Genomic DNA, 21,138 nt, shown 5'->3' on the forward strand with positions numbered 1-21,138 from the left:
TGGAGAAGCGAAAGGTTGATTGTAATGAATATATGGTTAAGTATGTTAACGACGACAGGGCTCGGAGCAATTATTGGAGGATTTACAAATCATTTAGCAATAAAAATGTTATTTCGTCCTCATCGCCCTATATATATTGGGAAGTTTCAAGTGCCATTTACACCAGGATTAATTCCGAAGCGCCGCGATGAGCTTGCTGTTCAATTAGGGAAAATGGTTGTAGAACATTTGTTAACGCCAGAAGGAATCGGCAAGAAGTTAACAAATGAAGAGTTTCAAAAAGGTTTAATCCACTGGGCACAAGTAGAAGTAGATAAAGTAATGGCGAATGAACAGTCACTGCGACACATGTTAGAAAAATGGGACGTAGCGCATGTAGAAAAAGAAGCAACTGAGAAAATCGAACAGGTGATTACAGAAAAGATTCAGGCATTTTTAGAAGAGTACTATACATATACATGGGAACAAGCTTTACCTCATTCTGTTCATGAAAAAATAGAGAATGCAATTCCAAATGTCTCGGCGTTTATTTTAAAGCGAGCAATTCATTTTTTTGAAAGTGAAGAAGGGAAATCTCGTCTTTCAAAAATGATTGATGATTTCTTTGCTTCTAGAGGAGCATTGCTTAACTTAGTCGGAATGTTTTTAGGGAATGTAAGTGTAGTGGATCGTGTGCAGCCAGAAGTTATTAAGTTTTTAGGGCAGGATGGCACAAAGCAGCTTTTAACTGATGTACTGCAAAAAGAGTGGGAGAAGTTAAAAGGAAGAGATGTAAAAGAAGTAGAAACGTTTGTAGAAAAAGAAATGATTGCAAGCTCCATATTGTCTGCAGTTAAAGTTGAGGAAACAGTGGGTAAATTTTTAAATCAATCTGTGCAGCAAGTATGTGAGCCGGTTCGGGAAACAATTATTGAAAAGGTAGTTCCAGGCGCAGTAACGAAAGGCTTGGAGTGGGGGGCAGAAAACGTAGAAAGTATACTAAATAATCTCCACTTAGCGGAAATTGTCCAACAAGAAGTATCTACATTTTCAACGGAGAGACTAGAAGAGTTAGTTCTGTCCATTACAAAAAATGAACTAAAAATGATTACGTATTTAGGTGCCTTATTAGGCGGTATGATTGGAATCGTGCAAGGGTTATTACTGTTGTTTCTGAAATAATAAAATACGTACATACAAATAAAAGTGAAATTTCTTCACATCTCTTGCATAGTTTGATATGGTAAGAAGAGGTGCGTATGTAAATGCACGTAAAAGGCAGTGCGTATGAAAAGCGCTAGCCTTCTAAAGGAGGAAAATAAAATGACAAAAAACATTCATGATGTAGCATATGAATTACAAAAAGCAATCGCTGAAAACGATGACTTCAAAACGTTAAAAGAGAGCTACGCAGCAGTTCAAGCTGATGCAGCTTCAAAGAACTTATTTGATGAGTTCCGCACAATGCAACTTAGCCTACAACAAAAAATGATGCAAGGCCAAGAAATCACTGAAGAAGACAACCAACAAGCACAAGAAGTTGTAGTTCGCATTCAACAAGATGCTAAAATTACAAAGTTAATGGAAACTGAGCAACGCCTAAACGTTGTAATCGGCGACGTTAACAAAATTATCATGAAGCCACTTGAAGAATTATATAGCGCGCAACAACAAGCGTAATGAGAGAAGACGCCCTAGTATAGGGGCGTCTTTTTTGTTTGTTATTTTTTGAAATACTCCGTTTCAATATTCTTCTCCTTCAAAAACTTTTCAATCTCTTTTTGCTTCCTACCATTCACTTTCTCAAAGCGTTTTGTAAAAGAAAAATCAGTCTTGAACAAGTTACCATCTTCAGCGAGTTTGTCTAATTCTTGCTCTAGTTCTACTGAAAGTGCCGTAGACGATGAAATGTAATCATGAATTTCCTTCGAAGGTTGTTTATAATCATGAGGAATCGTATTGTTACTAATAAAATGATGGAAGTTCGCATCGTTTTGTTGAGCTAAATCTATTAGTTTTTGTAATTTCTCTCGGTCGGATTCAGTAACCTTCTCGTCAGACATGGCTGATGAAAGTGGAACGATGTTTTCGTATAACTCTTCGCTATAATCTAAATAAGTTTTTATATTTTGTTTCATTTCATCTTCATTAATCGTTTCATTCTTTTTTGAGGAAGTGAATATCGTTTCTGGAATTTTAACCGTAACACCTTTAATAGATTGTACATCGTTTTCTTCCTTAGGTTGTGCATTGTTTGAACAAGCTGATAGAAATAAAAGAGTAAGTAGCATGAGTGAATATAAAGTATATTTCTTCATTTTAATCTCCTTTTACATTCATTAGTGTCTTTGTAAAATAGCTATATTCCATTTCAAATACTTTACTAAAAGTGCGTATATATGTTTGACCATTTGGTAAGATATGACGGATATGAGTAAACCGACGCAAAAAGCGATGAACACATTATAAACATCGGAATAACTAATTTGATGAAACCCTTTAAAAATTCCTAAACCTATTAATAAAATAGGTGAAATAATTAATACTGGAGTGGCAATGATCAGTGCTAGAAGAAAAGGTAATAAAAAGAGTAGTACGAAAAAGGCGACAAAGATAAAGGCAAAGTTTAAAACACTTAAGCTCATAACAGAAAATAGTGCGATTATCATATTTTTAAAGCTTCGTTTATTGTCAGCATTGCTTATTGCATAGGAAACATTAAGTTCTTTAGCGATTGTTTTAGGGTTTCCTAATTTTTTAGAAATTTCTTCTTCACATATTCCATCTTGTTTACCACTGATAAAATGAGTCTCGTACTCTGAAATAATATCTTTCTTTTCTGCATTAGGCATATTCCGCAGGGAAGAACTAAGTTGGTCTAAAAATTCACTTTTGTTCATAACAATCACTTTCCTTTATAGAATGATGAATGAAAGCTGAGAATCTTATCTTTTGAAAAGGGGATACGAATTACAAAAAGTATTCCAATTAATGGGTGTTCCAATATTTACAAATATATCATTTAGTAGTGTTCTTTGCAAGGTACTATTATTTTTTTAATACTGTGATGAGATGGAAGTTTTTTGAGCTTTTTTCGAGGAGATATAAAAATATTATTTTAGGATAAACAAAGGGTTGTAAGCGCATTCCCTAGTGTTTGTCAAAATAATGTCATATTCATATTCTTGGAAAAATAATGCATTTGTAATATAATGATGAATAATACTTCACCACATTAATTAACAAGGTGAAATTAAAAATCTTTATTACACACATTATGAAATAAAGGAATGATTAGTTTGAGTACAGATGTAAAAGCAAACGACGTGAAGACAAAAACAAAAGGAGCAGATCTTGTTGTTGATTGTTTAATTAAACAAGGTGTTACACATGTTTTCGGTATTCCAGGAGCGAAGATTGACTCTGTATTTGATGTACTGCAGGAAAGAGGACCAGAGTTAATTGTTTGTCGTCATGAACAAAATGCAGCATTTATGGCAGCTGCGATTGGTAGATTAACAGGAAAACCGGGCGTATGTCTTGTAACTTCAGGACCAGGGACATCAAATTTAGCGACAGGTCTTGTTACTGCGAATGCGGAGAGTGATCCCGTTGTTGCTTTAGCTGGTGCAGTTCCGCGTACAGATCGATTAAAACGTACGCACCAATCTATGGATAATGCTGCACTATTCGAACCAATCACAAAATATAGCGTAGAAGTAGAGCATCCTGATAATGTGCCAGAAGCATTATCAAATGCATTTCGAAGTGCGACTTCCACAAATCCAGGCGCTACTTTAGTAAGTCTTCCGCAAGACGTTATGACTGCGGAAACGAATGTAGAGTCTATCGGTGCGCTTTCTAAGCCACAACTTGGAATCGCTCCCACACATGATATTACATACGTAGTAGAAAAAATAAAAGCAGCGAAATTGCCGGTTATTTTACTTGGTATGAGAGCAAGCACAAATGAAGTGACGAAAGCTGTTCGTGAATTAATTGCGGATACAGAACTTCCTGTCGTTGAAACATATCAAGCAGCTGGTGCGATTTCACGTGAATTAGAAGATCATTTCTTCGGCCGCGTTGGATTATTCCGTAACCAACCAGGTGATATTTTACTAGAAGAAGCGGACCTTGTTATTTCTATCGGTTATGACCCAATTGAGTATGATCCAAAGTTCTGGAATAAACTTGGGGACAGAACAATTATTCATCTTGATGACCATCAAGCAGATATCGACCACGATTACCAACCAGAGCGTGAATTAATTGGTGATATCGCTCTAACTGTAAATAGCATCGCGGAGAAATTACCGAAACTTGTATTAAGTACGAAATCAGAAGCAGTGTTAGAACGATTACGCGCGAAATTATCAGAACAAGCAGAAGTTCCAAATCGTGCTTCAGAAGGTGTTACACATCCGCTTCAAGTGATTCGTACACTTCGTTCTTTAATTAGTGACGATACAACAGTTACATGTGACATCGGTTCCCATTCTATTTGGATGGCGAGATGTTTCCGTTCTTATGAACCACGTAGATTATTATTTAGTAACGGTATGCAAACGTTAGGTGTTGCACTTCCTTGGGCAATCGCTGCTACTTTAGTAGAACCAGGTAAGAAAGTAGTTTCTGTATCAGGTGACGGTGGTTTCTTATTCTCAGCGATGGAGTTAGAAACGGCGGTACGCTTAAATTCTCCAATCGTCCATCTTGTTTGGAGAGACGGCACATATGATATGGTAGCATTCCAACAAATGATGAAATACGGCAGAACATCAGCTACAGAGTTTGGTGATGTTGATCTTGTGAAATATGCGGAAAGCTTCGGGGCGTTAGGTCTTCGTGTTAACACGCCTGATGAATTAGAAGGTGTATTAAAATCCGCACTAGCAGCAGACGGCCCTGTCATTATTGATATTCCAATCGATTACCGTGATAACATTAAATTAAGTGAAAAATTATTACCAAACCAATTAAACTAATGGAGGCAGATTTGAGATGACTGTTGCGCAATTAATTGATATTGATGCAAAAAAAACGAAAACGAGTAATGAAGTATATCAAACATCTACAATGCTTGCGCTATTAGATGGTATATATGATGGTGTGATTAGCTTTGAGGAACTAAAAGAACGTGGTGATTTCGGCATCGGCACATTTGATCAATTAGATGGTGAAATGATCGCGTTTGATAACGAATTTTATCATTTACGTTCAGATGGTTCAGCAGAAAAAGTAGAGCCGGAGGAAACAACACCATTTGCGACTGTAACGTTTTTTGAAAAAGAAATGAGTTATACAGTGGAGCATCCGATGAATCGTGAAGAAGTGCAAGCTTTATTACATGAATTAATGCCGAGTAAAAACCTATTTTATGCGATTCGAATGGATGGTACGTTCCGCGAAGTAAGAACGAGAACTGTTCCAAGACAAGAAAAACCGTATACACCACTCGTTGAAGTGACGAAATCACAACCAATCTTCTCATTTGAAAATACAGAAGGTACGCTAGCTGGATTTTGGACGCCAGATTATGCGCAAGGTATTGGAGTAGCTGGTTTCCACTTACATTATATTGATGATGAAAGAAGCGGGGGCGGACATGTTTTCGACTATGTTCTTGAAAACTGTACAATCCAAATTTGCCAAAAAGCTCATATGCATTTAGCACTTCCAGAAACAGCTGACTTTATGGCGGCTGAATTATCTAGAGAAAACTTAGAGGACAATATTGCGACTGCGGAAGGTGCGGAGTAAAAAGAGAAGCCGATTCGGCTTCTCTTTTATTTTGGGTTACTCCCGATATGCGGAACAATGCTCATCAGAAATAGAATAGTTCTCTTTACCAGTTAAGGCTGATACTTCTACTAATTGATGCCCAAGCCCATCCCATACTGTAACAGTATATAAGGATGACCATTTAATATTCCCACGAGCGAGTCGGAAAGAATAATAGTCGTTATCTGTTGTTACTAAAACTTTGTTATAAGTAATATTTTTCGTTTTTATATTTTGTAAAATAAGGACAAAGTCTAGTTTATCTTCTTCTTTTGGAATTTGTAGTATTCTTGCTACAAACATTCCATTTGGATTTTTCTTCGTTTTATATACTTTTTCTGATTCTATTTTTAGTTCAGCTTTAACCCTCATAGTCTCTCCCTTTACATATGTTTATTTCTTTGAAACAAACGGATGCCCCTCATAATAAAAACGCCACGGATAATGTACAGCTTCTTCTGCATAGTCGATGTTAATACGAGGTCCTGCTGTTATTTTATATTGTGATGATATGTGTTCTTCTTTTGGAACGAGTTCAATATGCAATGTGGCACTTTGTAATGATACGCCTCGTTCTTCTAAAGTGATTTCAAGGGCACGACATAATTTTCCAGGTCCGTTCGTTAAGTTTTTATACTGCGCTTTTGTAATGTCTGTTTTGTTGTAGCGCGCTAGTTTTATTTCTTCTATTCCATCTACCGGCTCAAGGGCTCGAATGAGAACACCTTGCGGGGTGCCCACTGGTGCTGTAATGACGTTAAAACAATGGTACATACCGTAAATTAAATATACGTAAGCATGTCCTGGCGCACCAAACATGACTTCTGTACGATCAGTCCGTCTGCCGCCGTAACTATGTGCGGCCTTATCATCGGGACCTTTGTATGCTTCTACTTCAACAATGATTCCACTTCGCTTTATTCCATCTACAATATGAACAAGTTTCTGTCCGAGTAATTTTTTTGCGACTTCTAACGTATCGCCTTCATAAAAGGAAGGAGGTGCCTGCATTGTACTATCTCCTTTACTAAGTGTATATGTATATAGTAAACCAAATTTTCAGTAGAAATTCTAACTCGTTCTATTTGCTACATTTATTTCATAAATTATGGATAGAGTACAACAGCGAAGAGGGGGAGTGCGACATGATTTATCGCTTACTAGCTCTTAACATAGATGGGACACTACTATACAACAACGGAAAAATTGCAAAAGGACTAAGAGAAACAATTGAATTTGTAAAAAGAAAAGACGTATACGTTACATTATTTACGAGCCGTAATTTTCAGTCTGCTCATAAAGTAGCAAAGGCGTTAAAATTAGATTCTATATTAGTGACACACGGTGGTGCTTTCATTTCAGCAACGTTAGATAAGCCGTACGTTCAAAGAAGATTATCGGAAGAGAAGACATTTAACATTGTGCAAGTGTTAGAGCATTTTGACTGTAACGTCCGCATTTCTCATGAACGGTTTTCAATCGGAAATCGCGAGAGAAATACACCAAACTTAATTGCGCGTACTGTGTTATCGAGTGCAGATCCGTTATTTTATCCAGTTCAATTTGTAGATTCGTTAGGTGATGCGCTTCGTGATCATCCAGTAGCAGCGCCAAAAATTGATGTTCTTTTCCAAACGAAAGGTGAAAAAGAAAGAGGGCTAAATACATTAAAAAAAGCATTTCAAGATATAGAGTATGTTGAGTGTGATTCAAAACGAATAGAAATTTTGCCACAAAATGTATCAAAATTACGCGGATTACAATTACTTGGAGAGCATTTGAATATTTCGCTAAATGAAATGGTTGCGATTGGTGATAGCATGGAAGATTTAGAGGTCATTGAAAATGTAGGTCTCGGGGTAGCGATGGGGAACGCACCTGTAGAGGTAAAACAAGCGGCCGACTGGATTACACGTTCAAATAGTGAGAACGGCGTAGAGTATATGATTAAAGAACATTTCCGCAAGCAATTCCCGCTTCCGTTTTTGAAGAATCATAAAAATACACCGAAACGATAAAGGAAAAAACGTAGCTTTTTAGCTACGTTTTTTTGTTTAAGCTTCAATAACTTTAAGCATTCGATTTAAAAATGCAGCAGCTTCAGCACGTGTTGCTGTGCCTTTTGGTACGAATTCATTACGTTCGTTCCCTTTTACAATTCCGTATGCGTAAACGTTTTGCAATGCTTTTTTGTTGTAAGCTAAGTGTTGGTCAGTGAATGGTAATTTCACTTCTTTTCTATAAATCCATTTATATTCTAGTGCACGGTCAATCATAATAACAGCTTCATCACGTGTTATTGTAGCATTGGGATCAAATTTATTATTCCCACGGCCATTAATGATACCTGCGCTAGCGGCGCGGTTAATTCCATCTACTAAAGATGGATGTGCTTCGTTTAAGTCTGTAAATTTAGCGTTTCCAGCAGGTAGTTTTAAAGCTCTCGACATTAAATTTGCAAACTCAGCTCGTGTGACAAGACGGTTTGGCCAGTAAGAACCATTGCCGTCACCGAACATGATTTTTCTAGCAGCCAATTGACGAATGTCTTGTTCATACCATCCACCTGTAATGTCGTCTTTTTCATGAGGGACTTCTGGCGGCGGAATAACATCTTTATGATGTTCATTATAGTAAGCGTTCGTACCTTTTAAGAAAGCATCCCATTGTCCGCGTTGAATCATAAATGCAGGGCAGTTTTTTCCGCTCCAAAATTGATGCTTTTGCACGTGATCTAGAGATATGTTTAATTCATTCATTAAATAAGCAGCTAACTTTTTTGCGTTTTCTACCGCTTTCGTATAATTTCCATCACTATTTACAGCGATTTCAATTCCGATAGATTCATAGTTTCCAGTTTTATTTCCAGCATGCCATCCAACTTCATTTAGTGGAAGATGTTGATAAATTTCTTTGTCATCTACTGTAAAATGCCAAGATGCTGAACGATCAGTATTTCCGCGGGCTTGATTATCTAAGTACTTCGCATGATTTAAGGCGTTCGCACCTTTACTTGTATTAGCAGTTTCATGAATCGTAATGTATTTCGGTTCCATTGCGTAGCCAGGACGAATATTTTCATTCCCTTTTGGAACAATCATTTCTTTAAATGTAACACCATAAACGTTATTTGTAGGTAAATGAGATGGTGTTTTGAAAAATGCGGCGCTTCTATTTTCCATAGAAACTTTTTTTTCGAATAGTGTTGCTTTCGTACCTTCGAATGTAGCTGAAGGAGCATAAATCCATTTCTCAGTTCCGTTCATTTGAATTTTAAACCAATTCCCAGCTTGTTCAGTAGGAGCTACTGTTTGTGGCTGTAATTTCGTTTCTTCTTTAAATGATTGGAAAGGGAATGAATATACTGAAGTTTCTTCTGTTACAATTAATTTTTGATTCGAGAGTTTATAAATCTCTTGTACTTCTAAACTATTATTTTCCTTATTAACCCAGCCAGCACCAGATATAGTTTGTATATAATAGGCATTATTTTTTTTCTTTGTTGCCTTTACTACTGGTTCAGCAATTTCAATATTTGTTTTCGTTTTTAAGTCGTTTGAATCGTATAGTGGAAGTTTTGTTGATAAGTGGAGAAGATATTCACCCGAGATTTCAAGGTCGTTTTCTTCGTCATGTCTATGTTGTTTTGCATGTTCTTCAATGCTTTTTAAAGCTTGCTCATCTATAGACAATTCCGCAGTTTTTTCTATACTTTCTGCGAATGAATGGGTAGGCGCTACAAATGTTTGTAATGCCAAAGATAATGCTAAAATGTTGTAAAACTTTTTTTTCATAGTTGTTTTAACACGTGATAGTCTTTCGTGCGTGTTAAGAGTCCTCCTTTATATGTATTTAAATTAGTAGCAAGTACTAATACGTTCTAGATTGTAACAAGAGTATATTCTAATGTCTATACAACTAGGGAAAGTTCATGAAAAATCAATATTCAGTTTGTTTTAAATAGGATATTAAAATAAGGTAAAACCTTCTGTATTGACCTGCCAACGCCCTTCAAGTAAACTAAAGAGAGTTTGCAAATGAAAAGGTGATAATGTTGTTAATTTCAATTAAAACGTTACAAGATGATCGTTTTTTACGTCCGCTGCAAAATATTAGCGGCTTATTTTTTGAAGATAGTACGATTGGATTTGAACAAGAGGAAGCAAATCTTATCGTTGATATACACATTGAAGAGAATGTGAAAGCATCAGCTCGTTTAACAGATGTTGCGACTGGAAATGTGTATGAAGAAACATTCGCAAAAGATTTATCTGCTTTTACAGATGAAAAAGAGCGTATGAAGCAAGTGAAGCATGTTGTTTCTTATGTATATCTTTCTGTTCTTCAGCAGTTAACTGGTATTGAGCAAAGCTGGGGTATTTTAACGGGAGTTCGTCCGACAAAACTTCTTCATAAAATGCTTCAAAATGGTATGTCAAAAGAAGAGGCGCACCAAGAACTTCGTGAAAGTTATTTAATTCATGAAGAGAAAATTGAACTTCTTCAGCGTATTGTTGATTGCCAATTAGCGGTAGTTCCAGATTTATACCGTTTGAAAGAGGAAGTAAGTATTTATATCGGTATTCCATTCTGCCCAACAAAATGTGCATATTGTACATTCCCAGCGTATGCAATTAACGGACGCCAAGGCTCTGTTGATTCATTCTTAGGTGGTTTACATTATGAAGTTCGTGAAATTGGTAAGTTTTTAAAAGAAAAAGGTGTAACAGTTACGACGATTTATTACGGCGGCGGTACACCGACAAGTATTACAGCAGAAGAGATGGATATGCTGTATGAAGAAATGTATGAAGCGTTCCCAGATGTGAAAAATGTGCGTGAAGTAACAGTTGAGGCAGGTCGTCCAGATACAATTACGCCAGCGAAGCTAGAAGTGTTAAATAAATGGAATATTGACCGTATTAGTATTAATCCGCAGTCATACCATCAAGAAACATTAAAAGCAATTGGGCGTCACCATACTGTAGAAGAAACAATTGAGAAGTACCACTTAGCTCGTGAAATGGGAATGAACAATATTAATATGGACTTAATTATTGGTCTTCCTGGTGAAGGGTTAGATATCTTCAAGCACACATTAGATGAAACAGAAAAGTTAATGCCAGAATCGTTAACAGTTCATACGTTATCATTTAAACGCGCTTCTGAAATGACGCAAAACAAACGTAAATATAAAGTAGCAGGTCGCGAAGAAATTACAGCGATGATGCACGAAGCAGAAGAGTGGACGCAAAAGCATAATTACGTACCATATTACCTATACCGTCAAAAGAATATTTTAGGTAACTTAGAGAACGTTGGTTACGCAATGCCGACGCAAGAAAGTATTTACAACATTGTCATTATGGAAGAAGTACAATCGATTATCGGACTTGGTTGCGGTGCATCAAGTAAATTTGTTCATCCGAAGACAGGTGCAATTACGCACTTTGCCAACCCGAAAGATCCAAAATCGTATAACGATGGCTTCGTAAAATATACAGAGGACAAACTGAAAATTTTAGAAGAGCTATTTGCATAAGAAGAAGGGGGTTGTTCCGAGTCGGGGCAGCTTCTTTTTTATCTTGTCAGTTTTTGTCGGTAAGTCGATATATTCGAAAAATCGCTGATATAATTCAAGTTGCGCTGATATATTTTGAAAATCGCTGATATAATTCAAGTTGCGCCGATATATCCGGAAAATCACCGATATAATTTCACTTACCGCCAAAAGCGGAACTGTTTGTAAAACTATGTCGATAATAATCAGAAAAATTAGTCAAATCATTAAAGGACAATGTCTACTTATGGACGAAATGATAGATTTATGAAAGAGAAAAGGGGGAAATTGTTAGCATGTACATGACGGTAGGGAGAATTTTTGATTTATCTGTTGGTAAGTATCCGAATAAAGAGGCGTTAGTGGAACCAGAAAAAAATATTCGCTGGACGTATAAACAGTGGGATGAGCAAATAAATAAAACGGCGCACGCTCTATTAGAAGAAGGAGTAAGAAAGGGCGATACTGTATCTGTTTACTTATATAACTGTCGTGAATTTGTAAACGTTTACTTAGCCTGTGCGAAAATTGGAGCAATCTTTAACCCAATTAATTTCCGCTTAAAAGCAAAAGAAGTATCTTATATTCTTCAGGATGCATCCTCGAAAGTCGTTGTTTTTGAAAAAGCAGTTGAATCAACTGTCGCTATCATTGAACGAGATTTCCCAAATGCGTCTTTTTGGTATGTAGAAGATGATACACCTTCTTATGCAAGTTCTTACCATGAAAAAGTGAATGCAGCATCTTCTAAGAAAATAGATATCGAAATTAATGAAATGGATTATTGTTCGATGCTGTATACGAGCGGTACGACTGGTCATCCGAAAGGTGTATTACATCGCCATCGTGAAATGGCTGAGCATAGTATGATTTGTACGTATTTCCTAAAATATAATCGAGATAGTGTCGGACTTGTCGTTGCACCTTTATATCACTGCGGTGAGCTGAATGCTGGAATTATCCCGCGCATTCAAGTTGGCGGAAAGAATGTTATTTTACATCATTTTGATACGGAAACAGTATTACATACAATTCAAGAAGAGAAGATTACGACGTTCTTTGCAGCACCGACGATGTGGAATATGCTGTTGCAAAAAGATTTAACGCAGTATGATTTAACGTCAATGAAGATCGGTATATACGGCGGAGCTGCGATGGCGCCAGCCTTAGTAAAGGAATGTAAAGAACGTCTTTATATTGATCTTGTTCAAATATACGGAATGACAGAAATGGGACCAGTTGTTGCGTTTCTCGTAGAAGAAGATCAAATTACGAAAGCTGGTTCAGCGGGAACACCATGCTTTAGTCATGAAATTCGAATTGTAAAACCAAGCGAAGATGCACCGGCAGAACCGGATGATGTATTGCCTCCTTATGAAGTAGGAGAGATTATTTTGCGCGGCCCAACTATGATGGCTGGTTATCATAACCGAGAAGAAGCAAATGTAAAATCGATGTATAAAGGATGGTATCATTCAGGTGATTTAGGCTACTTTGATAAAGACGGTTATTTATTCGTCGCAGATCGCGTGGATGATATGGTGATTAGTGGCGGCGTTAATATTTATCCACGTGAAATTGAAGATTTCCTTCATAGTCATCCTGGTATATTAGATGTTGCTGTGCTTGGTGAGCCAGATGAATTATGGGGAGAGCGTGTTGTGGCAGTCGTTGTAAAGAAAGATAAAAATATTTCAGAGGCAGATTTAGAAACGTATTGTAAAGAAAGTGACGAATTAGCAGATTATAAACGTCCACGTCACTATTTATTTGTGGATGAATTGCCTCGTAATGCGAGTGGGAAATTACAGAAGTTTGTGCTTAGAGAGTCTTTAAAAGGGGCAAAAAAATAGAAAGTGGGGGATGCCCACTTTCTATTTTTATTTACGTGAAAACCCTTCTTCATCAAGGTATTCCGCAGCTTCTGGATAAGAGTTAAATGTACCGTCTAAGTTTACACCAGCGTACACGTTCCACATATCGTCCTCTGAGATAAGGGTAAGGATATGACCGTCTTCGTTATGCCATTCTTCTTCTTTCGCAGGTTCTGCAGGGATTACTACTTCTTCTTGTGAAAGTAATTCAATTGATTGCTCGATTACTGAGCGTAATTCATCTGCTGAAAATTCGCGGATGTTAACCATACCTTTATCATCCGTTTTGTAACCTTTAATACCACTTGCATAGACAAAGCCGTTTCCATTTGGATGTAAGTGGTAAACAACGTTCTTTTTATCTAAACGACTTTCTTCAAAGTGAAAGTTCACGCGTTTTAATGATACGTTTTTTCTTTCTAATTCTGGGAAAGATTCAATGATCGATAATTTTTCTTCAAAAGTTAGCATAGTGCCTCCAAATATATAATAAAAGATTTAATTTATCCATTATAGCATAGTTATAATGGTTTCCAAAGATGCGATAGGTACTTGTAATTGAATGCGTTTACGTCACGATACTGTAAAAAGTGGACTAACGAATGTATCTTTTTAGGTGTACAATGGAACGTGGACTTAATGTGAAGGTGGTTATTTATATGTTTCAAAAAATAGCAAAGGAATGTTTAGCTGGTTTTACTGTTGCAATTGTTGCGTTGCCACTTGCCATTGCATTTGGTATTGCTGCAACGGGAACATCTGAGGGAGCACTAGTCGGATTGTATGGTGCAATTTTTGCAGGTTTATTTGCGGCGTTATTTGGTGGTACACCTGGGCAGGTTACAGGGCCAACTGGGCCAATTACGGTTATCGCAACAGGGGTTATTGCGACGCACGGATTAGAGGCGAGTTTTATAGCATTTATGATGGCGGGACTGTTTCAAATTTTATTCGGTGTATGTAAGCTTGGCTCGTACGTTCGTTACATTCCGTATCCTGTCGTTTCAGGATTTATGAACGGTATTGCATTAATCATTATTTTAGGTGAAATGAAGCATGTGCAAAATAGTTTTCTACTCGTCGTATTAACGATTATTGTCATGATTGTTTCTGGAAAATGGATTAAAGCAATTCCATCTAGTTTAGTTGCATTAGTCGGTGTGACTGCTTTGCTTCCTTTATTTTCTTCTGCGTTAGAAGGGCTTACAGTGAAGTTACCGGTTATCGGAAATCTGACATTAAATAAAGTAATTGAAAAGATTGGGACGATTCCAGAAGCGATGCCGACGCTTCATATTCCATCTTTAGGTGGAACAGGTATAGCAGAACTTGTTTTACCAGCACTTAGTATTGCTTTATTAGGATCGATTGACTCGTTGTTAACATCGGTCGTAATGGATAATGTGACGGGTACGCGTCATAAAAGTAATAAAGAACTGGTTGGACAAGGTATCGGTAATATGGTGAGCGGATTGTTTGGCGGATTAGCAGGGGCAGGTGCGACTGTACGGTCTATCGTGAATATAAGAAGTGGCGGTAAAACGGCGCTTTCAGCATGTATGCATAGTGTTATATTATTTATTTTCATTATGGGACTTGGATCAGTCGTGCAATACATTCCGCTTGCTGTATTATCAGGTATTTTAATTTTAACCGGTATTGGCATGTTTGATTGGGAAAGCATGAAGAAAATGCATGTAGCGCCAAAAGGTGATGTCATTGTTATGCTCGTCACGATGATTGTCACAGTGAAGTTTGATTTAATGATCGCTGTTGCGTTCGGAATTCTTCTTTCGTTCCTTATATACATGGTGAAATGTAAAGAACGTAAAGCTTCTATTGTAAAAGAAAAAGAAGCGACATATAAAATTAAAGGCCCACTTTCGTTTTTAACAGTGGATCGTGTTTTTTATGCTTTACAAGACGTAAAATCTCCGGTTGTTTTGCGCATGAAAGATGCACGCTATATGGATGTATCAGGAGCTATGGCGTTATTGAATTTCATTGAGCAGTCGGATAAATCAGGATTGAGTGTGACGCTAGAGCAAGTGCCTGTTCATATTAAAAAGACGTTAGTAACGATGGCGAGTAATGAGCAGAAAGATAAATTACAGTTTGTAAAAGCTGAAGCTATATAAGGAGATGCCCTCTTATGAGGGTGTTTTCTTATATATTTAATATCACTATATAGTGATACTTTGGTATTATTGACATTTATTAATCTTAGCAGTATAGTAACATTCTAGATTAGGTATGTGATATTATAGTAATGTATATGAATTTTGAGATTCCTTTTTTTTCAGAAGGAAGAGCTTTAAGCTGGAGGGAATAATTGATGTACAAACAGTTACCACACGGAGTGAAAATTGGGATTACACGCTCAATTGTTGTTTCTTTTGAGAAGTATATGAAAGAAATTGAATGGAACGAAGAAAAGTTTGATATGCAACAATTTGTTGAACAGTGGAAACAGTATTTATACACAAAATCAACTTGGATCAATAAAGTAGATGATAAGTTGAAAGGACATCCAGATTTCCATCAAGCGTTAGCAATGAAAGTAAATGAAAAAATTAACGAGCTTATTAATGAAAAACCGAGCGAAGAGCAAGTGGAGCAATTAAAGAGAAATAAAGTGAAGCATGTAGATGAAATGTGCAAATTAGAAGCTGAATATCATATTGAACGTTTATTAGTAACGAAATAAATTTTACATAAAGAAAAAGCCTGTCCAAAGAGGTGTGATGACCATCTTTTTGAACAGGCTTTTTGTATGAAAAAAAGTAAGAGAGGCGAGCCTCTCTTTATTATTAGTCTTGTGGTACAAGTGCTTTCCAAGAAGATAGGTCCATATCTTCTTTTAATATAGATGAAGCAGGGAAGACAAATGACCAAGGTTTTGTAGTGTTCGCTTTAATTTCAAGGTTCGGTAATGTGAAAGCGCCTTTAACAACAACCGCACCCGTGGCATCTTCAATGTGAAGAGGAAGTTGCTCTAGTTGAATGTTGTCTTTACAACCGTTACGAATAAGAAGCGTTGTATGTAAATCACCATTTTCTTTTCGTGCAGCTTGTAGACCTAGGAAGTTAATTTCACCATCATTTGGAGGTGTTAAATTGTCTACGAAATTACGTAAAGCTTCTTTACTTGCTTCAGGTAATTGAGCTTCCCAAGATGGATCTAAATCTAGTGTATGCTTGCTTTCAAGTTCAAATGCTAATTCCCAATCCGTTTGCGATAATGCAGCATCCGTAATTGTTTCTTGTTCAAATGTAAAAATAAATGGCATATTTACATTTGAAGGAATATCTCCTAATGCAGAAAGGTTAAATGTTTTTCTTGCGCATAGTTTCTTCTCTTTATTTAGAAGAATTAATGTAACTTCTTCGAAAGAAATTGGTTTCGGAACAGTGCTGCGAATAAATACAGCTACGTCATAACCGTTATCACGTTTTTCAATCTCAATTCCAGATAAAGAAATTTGATATTCTTCTAAACGTGGTAGTTCTTTATGTAAAAATTGATAAATGTATTTTTGTTCTTGTGCTACTGCACCCCAGCTAGGGTGGAAGTAAAGTGTTGGTTTTACAGTTTTATTTTCAGTACTTGTTTCTTCTTGTCCGAATAATTGATTACTAGAGACAGTCGTATCTTTTCCGTTTTTCTTAGCTTTTTTTAGGAATGATAACATAATCTTTCACCTCGTTATTGTACGTTTTCAGGAACACCTAAATGTCTTGCAACATAGCGGCACATTTCTTTTTCGAAATTACCATATGTGTATAAAAAGATATCTAAAGCTTCTTTTTGATAAAGACGAGTAGGGTCTTCTTGTTGATATTGTCTTAGCCCGATGCCTTCTTTTAAGTGGGTCATTGCATCTAAGTGATTGACCCAGTTCTGATCTAGGAAATGAAGGGCAACATATCGTAGCGACTGTTGTAAATCAGTATTGCTATCTAGCTCATTTACGCGCTCTTTATAAAGAGATAATGTTTCTTTCAAAACGGATTGTAAATCTTCCGGTGAATGTACATTATTCGCTGATAGTGATGGCATGTTTTCTACTGATAAAATTTCGTTTAGACTTGCTGTTAAACTAGCAAAATCCCATTCTTCCGGAAGCATACCTTCTACAAGATATTGCTTAGAAATGGCTTCTACAGCATGATCAATCATTGGAATAATAATTTCAATCATATTTGTATCTTCTTGTAATAAGTTATTACGTAATTTATAAATAACGTTACGTTGGTCATTTATTACATCGTCTAACTTTAAATTGTACTCACGCATGGAAAAATGGCTACCTTCACAAATTAATTGTGTACGGTTTACAAAATCATGGACTTTAGAAGTTAGAATAAGTCCTGTTTCATCTGTTTTCAGTGATTTCGTTAATTTCTCGACTTCTTCTTGTGCGAAACGTTTTAGCATTTCATCTTCTAAAGAAAGGAAGAATTGAGAGCTACCTGGGTCACCTTGGCGACCAGCACGACCTTTTAGCTGATTGTCAACGCGTCGTGATTCATGGCGTTCTGTCCCAATTACATGTAATCCACCAAGTTCGTGAACACCCTCACCTAGTAAAATATCAGTACCTCGTCCGGCCATATTCGTCGCAATTGTAATTTGTCCTTTTTGTCCAGCAGTTGCGATTAAATCAGCTTCTTGCTCCGCGCTTTTTGCATTTAATAATTGATATGTAATATTTGCTTCATCTAAGTAACGAGCAACGGTTTCTGATTGTAAAATAGACATCGTTCCAATTAAAATCGGGCGTCCTTGTTTATTGTGTTTTAGAACATCTTCACGTACAGCTTTATATTTAGCGTCGGCTGTTACGTATACGACGTCCTTTTTGTCTTCACGAATGATCGGACGGTTTGTCGGAATCGGCATAACTTCCATGTTATATACACGGTTAAATTCTTTTTCTTCCGTCTTTGCTGTACCTGTCATACCGGATAATGCTGGATACATACGGAAGAAGTTTTGAATTGTAATGGACGCTTGTGTTTGGTTTTCTTCTGTGATTTCTAAGCCTTCTTTTGCTTCAAGCGCTTGGTGTAAACCGTCACTTAAAGAGCGACCATCCATAACACGGCCTGTGAAAATATCTACAAGTAGAATTTTTTCATCGTGCACAATATAGTCAACATCACATTGGAAAGCGACATGAGCTCGTAATGCTTGAATCATATAATGATATAAAGTTTGATGTTCTAAATCATATAGGTTGTCGATATCAAACAAAGCTTCTATTTTTGTAATACCGTCTTCTGTAAAACTAGCAGATTTCGATTCTGCATCGTACGTGTAATGAAGAGTATCCTGGAATGATTTAATAACTTTTGCACATAAATAGTGTAAATCAGAGCTGCTTGATTTCTTACCAGCGATAATAAGAGGCGTCTTTGCTTCATCAATTAAAACGCTATCAATCTCATCGATAATAGCAAAATGATAGGGGCGTTGTACCTGTTCATTTTTTGAAGCGGCCATATTATCACGTAAATAGTCAAAGCCAAATTCTGTTCCAATACCATATGTAATATCAGCTTCGTAAGCAAGTTTCTTTTCGGAAGGATCAATTTGAGGAATATTCAATCCAACCTTTAAACCTAGAAATTCATGAACTTGGCCAATCAATTCTTTATCTCGTTTTGCTAAATAGTCGTTTACAGTAATAACGTGAACACCTTTTCCTTCAAGAGCACGTACGTACGTTGGAAGTGAAGAAACTAATGTTTTTCCTTCGCCGGTTGGCATCTCTGCAATATTACCTTCTAATAGTACAAGGCCACCAATTAACTGCACATCGTAATGACGTAATCCAAGTACACGCTTTGCAGCTTCACGTACAACAGCGAACGCTTCAACTTTTATATCATCCACTGTTTTTCCGTCACGAAGCATGTCTTTAAATGTGATTGTTTTATGACGTAATTCTTCATCAGATAAATCAGATAGTTTTTCTTCTAAATTATTAATTTCTTGAACAAGTTGTTCATATTTTTTAAGTTTTCTCTTTTGAGAATCTCCTAACAGCTTTTTTACCGAATTCAGCATGTTGTAAACACTCCTCTTACTGACAATAGCTACATTATAGCACATGTTTATCCCGAATAAGTAGAAGTAGTAAATTGAAGAAATAACTGGATATAAATAAGGTGTTATTGTACATACTATATTTAAAACCTAGCAAGAAAGAGAGTATTCAATGTATAAGAAATTTGGTATGATAGCTAAATGAGATAAAGTGAAATTTTTCAAAAAAGAGAAGAATATAGCTATCTCGTTTTATGATGTAATATGTATAGAAATTATATATTGAAAGAAAAGAGCTAGAAGATGAATAATAAGTTTGTGAAAGGCGCTGCGATTTTAACGATTACAACATTTCTATCGAAAGTGTTGGGAAGTTTTTTTCAAATCCCATTACAAAATATAGCAGGAGATGAAGTGCTTGGGATTTTCCGCCTCGTTTTTCCTGTGTATATGATAGCTTTAACATTATCAGTAGCGGGAGTACCGCTAGCTATATCAAAGTTAATCGCTGAACTTCATGAAAAGAATGACCAGGACGGAATTGCCAAACTATTTACTTCAGCATCTATTATTGGAGTAATATTTGGAGTGCTTGGATTTTCAGTTATTATGATTGGATCGAGTATGTTTGCAAATATGCTTGGTGGACAAGATACAAGACTCCCATTAATTGTCACTTCGTTTGCGTTATTAATCGCACCATATATGGCGGTATATCGAGGGTATTTCCAAGGTTTTGGAGATATGATTCCTACCGGGGTGTCACAAGTAATTGAGCAGATCATTCGTGTTTTCTTTATGTTAGCAATTGCATTCTTATTTGTATATTGGAATAAAGAGAGTGATGTTGTAACAGGCGGCGCAATGATTGGCTCTTGCCTTGGGGTAATTACGTCACTGATCTATTTGAGATTGAAGTATGTAAAAAGTATATATCGTTATAAAAGTAATACATATTCACTACAAGATTTTAAAGATAATGCAAAAAAGATACTTCAGGTTTCGATTCCAATTGCAATTGGGGCATTATCGATGCCGGTGTTAAATTTAGTTGATTCTGTAACGATTCCACATATGTTGCATGAATCCATTACAACGATTCAAGAACAATTTGGTATATATAGTCGTGGCTTTGCGTTTACACAATTAATTGTCGTGTTTGCAAGTGCGATGGTATTTCCATTAATTCCGTTGTTAACAGCTGCATTAACAAAGAAAGATATAGCGTTAGCCAAACAAACAATTGAACAAACAAATGAGCTTGCTCATGTTTTAACAACGCCGATAACAATCTGGCTCATGGCACTTACAATCCCGTTAAATGTTGGATTGTTTACAGATGCTAAAGGGAGTGGAATGTTAGCTATTTTAATTGGTAGTTCGTATTTTACGTCACTTATGGTATTATCAATAGGGATTTTGCAAGGAATTAACCGTTCTAAGCAAGCGGCGTGGATAGTTGTTGGAGCGAGTTTTGTAAAAGTCATATTAAATATAGTACTTGTAAGTCAATTTGGCATAACTGGTGCGGCTTATAGTACACTCATCATATATATCATGATTTGTATCGTAAATTATATATACATTCGAAAAGAATTGGCTTATTCGATTCACATCGGGAGATTTTTTGCTGTAATTGGGGTATCTAGTATAGTAGGTATAGGATTATATTTCACATCTACTTTCATAAATGTGGTAGATTCTAGAATTATTACAATAATATATAGTGGTTTAGCGTTTTGTGTAGCCTTGTTCATATATGGCATATGCGCATTAAAGTTGAACTGGATATCCAAAAAGCAAATCCCATTTTTACGTAAGTAAATGAGTCCATAAATGAGTATGGCTATTTATATGTTTGTGAAAGAAATCAATTTGAAGTTATCCAA

General features: G+C 36.4%; 18 protein-coding genes. 10 read left to right on the forward strand and 8 right to left on the reverse strand.

Annotation, left to right across the window (positions count from 1 at the left end):
- Nucleotides 1–24 precede the first annotated feature (24 nt).
- Entirely contained in the window at nucleotides 25–1,161 is a 1,137-nt protein-coding gene (locus tag ACVWY7_RS04145) for a DUF445 domain-containing protein (protein ID WP_139242306.1), read from the forward strand.
- A 141-nt stretch (nucleotides 1,162–1,302) separates the two neighbouring features.
- Complete coding sequence (locus ACVWY7_RS04150; protein ID WP_000164606.1) at nucleotides 1,303–1,659, forward strand: YlbF/YmcA family competence regulator; 357 nt, start codon at nucleotides 1,303–1,305, stop codon at nucleotides 1,657–1,659.
- 41 nt (nucleotides 1,660–1,700) lie between these two features.
- Here the strand turns inward: ACVWY7_RS04150 and ACVWY7_RS04155 are convergent, their stop codons facing one another.
- Together ACVWY7_RS04155 and ACVWY7_RS04160 are read right to left on the reverse strand one after the other, a co-directional pair.
- Nucleotides 1,701–2,297, reverse strand: coding sequence for an NDxxF motif lipoprotein (locus ACVWY7_RS04155; protein ID WP_000760963.1), 597 nt, complete (start codon nucleotides 2,295–2,297; stop codon nucleotides 1,701–1,703).
- A 21-nt stretch (nucleotides 2,298–2,318) separates the two neighbouring features.
- Nucleotides 2,319–2,879 carry an HAAS signaling domain-containing protein gene (locus tag ACVWY7_RS04160; protein WP_073524718.1) on the reverse strand — a complete coding sequence of 187 codons (561 nt, stop codon included), beginning with the start codon at nucleotides 2,877–2,879 and terminating at the stop codon, nucleotides 2,319–2,321.
- A 399-nt stretch (nucleotides 2,880–3,278) separates the two neighbouring features.
- On the opposite strand from ACVWY7_RS04160, the gene alsS reads away from it, so the two are divergent.
- Together alsS and alsD are read left to right on the forward strand one after the other, a co-directional pair.
- Nucleotides 3,279–4,967 (forward strand): acetolactate synthase AlsS, encoded by a 1,689-nt coding sequence (gene alsS, locus ACVWY7_RS04165; RefSeq protein WP_456523675.1) that lies wholly within the window; start codon nucleotides 3,279–3,281, stop codon nucleotides 4,965–4,967.
- A gap of 16 nt (nucleotides 4,968–4,983) precedes the next feature.
- Nucleotides 4,984–5,742, forward strand: coding sequence for an alpha-acetolactate decarboxylase (alsD, locus tag ACVWY7_RS04170; RefSeq protein WP_456523676.1), 759 nt, complete (start codon nucleotides 4,984–4,986; stop codon nucleotides 5,740–5,742).
- Between the two features lie 36 nt (nucleotides 5,743–5,778).
- Here alsD and ACVWY7_RS04175 read toward each other — a convergent pair whose 3' ends face one another.
- Both ACVWY7_RS04175 and ACVWY7_RS04180 read right to left on the reverse strand, forming a co-directional pair.
- The gene (locus ACVWY7_RS04175) at nucleotides 5,779–6,135 is read right to left on the reverse strand and encodes a hypothetical protein (RefSeq protein ID WP_001263984.1); all 357 of its coding nucleotides are present in this window, start codon (nucleotides 6,133–6,135) and stop codon (nucleotides 5,779–5,781) included.
- A gap of 21 nt (nucleotides 6,136–6,156) precedes the next feature.
- Entirely contained in the window at nucleotides 6,157–6,774 is a 618-nt protein-coding gene (locus ACVWY7_RS04180; RefSeq protein WP_001148785.1) for a DNA-3-methyladenine glycosylase, read from the reverse strand.
- A gap of 134 nt (nucleotides 6,775–6,908) precedes the next feature.
- Between ACVWY7_RS04180 and ACVWY7_RS04185 the strand changes: the two genes are divergently transcribed.
- Complete coding sequence (locus ACVWY7_RS04185; RefSeq protein WP_000640402.1) at nucleotides 6,909–7,781, forward strand: Cof-type HAD-IIB family hydrolase; 873 nt, start codon at nucleotides 6,909–6,911, stop codon at nucleotides 7,779–7,781.
- 36 nt (nucleotides 7,782–7,817) lie between these two features.
- On the opposite strand, the gene ACVWY7_RS04190 is transcribed toward ACVWY7_RS04185, so the two are convergent.
- The gene (locus tag ACVWY7_RS04190; protein WP_142395595.1) at nucleotides 7,818–9,557 is read right to left on the reverse strand and encodes an S-layer homology domain-containing protein; all 1,740 of its coding nucleotides are present in this window, start codon (nucleotides 9,555–9,557) and stop codon (nucleotides 7,818–7,820) included.
- A gap of 257 nt (nucleotides 9,558–9,814) precedes the next feature.
- Between ACVWY7_RS04190 and ACVWY7_RS04195 the strand changes: the two genes are divergently transcribed.
- A complete protein-coding gene (locus ACVWY7_RS04195; protein WP_000924633.1) occupies nucleotides 9,815–11,305 on the forward strand; it encodes a coproporphyrinogen III oxidase in 1,491 nt (496 codons plus the stop codon).
- A 314-nt stretch (nucleotides 11,306–11,619) separates the two neighbouring features.
- Nucleotides 11,620–13,176 (forward strand): fatty acid--CoA ligase, encoded by a 1,557-nt coding sequence (locus ACVWY7_RS04200; protein ID WP_000282027.1) that lies wholly within the window; start codon nucleotides 11,620–11,622, stop codon nucleotides 13,174–13,176.
- A gap of 27 nt (nucleotides 13,177–13,203) precedes the next feature.
- Here the strand turns inward: ACVWY7_RS04200 and ACVWY7_RS04205 are convergent, their stop codons facing one another.
- Nucleotides 13,204–13,668 (reverse strand): hypothetical protein, encoded by a 465-nt coding sequence (locus tag ACVWY7_RS04205; protein WP_000955014.1) that lies wholly within the window; start codon nucleotides 13,666–13,668, stop codon nucleotides 13,204–13,206.
- Nucleotides 13,669–13,856: 188 nt separating this feature from the next.
- On the opposite strand from ACVWY7_RS04205, the gene ACVWY7_RS04210 reads away from it, so the two are divergent.
- Together ACVWY7_RS04210 and ACVWY7_RS04215 are read left to right on the forward strand one after the other, a co-directional pair.
- Nucleotides 13,857–15,335, forward strand: coding sequence for a SulP family inorganic anion transporter (locus ACVWY7_RS04210; protein WP_073524727.1), 1,479 nt, complete (start codon nucleotides 13,857–13,859; stop codon nucleotides 15,333–15,335).
- A 197-nt stretch (nucleotides 15,336–15,532) separates the two neighbouring features.
- The gene (locus ACVWY7_RS04215) at nucleotides 15,533–15,904 is read left to right on the forward strand and encodes a hypothetical protein (RefSeq protein WP_456523677.1); all 372 of its coding nucleotides are present in this window, start codon (nucleotides 15,533–15,535) and stop codon (nucleotides 15,902–15,904) included.
- 103 nt (nucleotides 15,905–16,007) lie between these two features.
- Here the strand turns inward: ACVWY7_RS04215 and ACVWY7_RS04220 are convergent, their stop codons facing one another.
- Entirely contained in the window at nucleotides 16,008–16,889 is an 882-nt protein-coding gene (locus ACVWY7_RS04220; protein ID WP_456523678.1) for an accessory Sec system S-layer assembly protein, read from the reverse strand.
- Nucleotides 16,890–16,903: 14 nt separating this feature from the next.
- Nucleotides 16,904–19,270, reverse strand: a complete 2,367-nt coding sequence (gene secA2 / locus ACVWY7_RS04225) for an accessory Sec system translocase SecA2 (RefSeq protein ID WP_000935173.1) — start codon at nucleotides 19,268–19,270, stop codon at nucleotides 16,904–16,906.
- A gap of 282 nt (nucleotides 19,271–19,552) precedes the next feature.
- Between secA2 and ACVWY7_RS04230 the strand changes: the two genes are divergently transcribed.
- Entirely contained in the window at nucleotides 19,553–21,073 is a 1,521-nt protein-coding gene (locus tag ACVWY7_RS04230; RefSeq protein ID WP_001060199.1) for a putative polysaccharide biosynthesis protein, read from the forward strand.
- The last annotated feature ends 65 nt before the right edge of the window (nucleotides 21,074–21,138 follow it).

It is taken from the genome of Bacillus sp. TE9106W (genome assembly GCF_054062215.1).

Bases quoted from the DNA above. Each gene is read 5' to 3' on its own strand.
- ACVWY7_RS04145 (WP_139242306.1), top strand. From the start codon at position 25: ATGAATATATGGTTAAGTATGTTAACGACGACAGGGCTCGGAGCAATT.
- ACVWY7_RS04150 (WP_000164606.1), top strand. From the start codon at position 1,303: ATGACAAAAAACATTCATGATGTAGCATATGAATTACAAAAAGCAATC.
- ACVWY7_RS04155 (WP_000760963.1), bottom strand. From the start codon at position 2,297: ATGAAGAAATATACTTTATATTCACTCATGCTACTTACTCTTTTATTT.
- ACVWY7_RS04160 (WP_073524718.1), bottom strand. From the start codon at position 2,879: ATGAACAAAAGTGAATTTTTAGACCAACTTAGTTCTTCCCTGCGGAAT.
- alsD (WP_456523676.1), top strand. From the start codon at position 4,984: ATGACTGTTGCGCAATTAATTGATATTGATGCAAAAAAAACGAAAACG.
- ACVWY7_RS04175 (WP_001263984.1), bottom strand. From the start codon at position 6,135: ATGAGGGTTAAAGCTGAACTAAAAATAGAATCAGAAAAAGTATATAAA.
- ACVWY7_RS04180 (WP_001148785.1), bottom strand. From the start codon at position 6,774: ATGCAGGCACCTCCTTCCTTTTATGAAGGCGATACGTTAGAAGTCGCA.
- ACVWY7_RS04185 (WP_000640402.1), top strand. From the start codon at position 6,909: ATGATTTATCGCTTACTAGCTCTTAACATAGATGGGACACTACTATAC.
- ACVWY7_RS04190 (WP_142395595.1), bottom strand. From the start codon at position 9,557: ATGAAAAAAAAGTTTTACAACATTTTAGCATTATCTTTGGCATTACAA.
- ACVWY7_RS04195 (WP_000924633.1), top strand. From the start codon at position 9,815: ATGTTGTTAATTTCAATTAAAACGTTACAAGATGATCGTTTTTTACGT.
- ACVWY7_RS04200 (WP_000282027.1), top strand. From the start codon at position 11,620: ATGTACATGACGGTAGGGAGAATTTTTGATTTATCTGTTGGTAAGTAT.
- ACVWY7_RS04205 (WP_000955014.1), bottom strand. From the start codon at position 13,668: ATGCTAACTTTTGAAGAAAAATTATCGATCATTGAATCTTTCCCAGAA.
- ACVWY7_RS04210 (WP_073524727.1), top strand. From the start codon at position 13,857: ATGTTTCAAAAAATAGCAAAGGAATGTTTAGCTGGTTTTACTGTTGCA.
- ACVWY7_RS04215 (WP_456523677.1), top strand. From the start codon at position 15,533: ATGTACAAACAGTTACCACACGGAGTGAAAATTGGGATTACACGCTCA.
- ACVWY7_RS04220 (WP_456523678.1), bottom strand. From the start codon at position 16,889: ATGTTATCATTCCTAAAAAAAGCTAAGAAAAACGGAAAAGATACGACT.
- secA2 (WP_000935173.1), bottom strand. From the start codon at position 19,270: ATGCTGAATTCGGTAAAAAAGCTGTTAGGAGATTCTCAAAAGAGAAAA.
- ACVWY7_RS04230 (WP_001060199.1), top strand. From the start codon at position 19,553: ATGAATAATAAGTTTGTGAAAGGCGCTGCGATTTTAACGATTACAACA.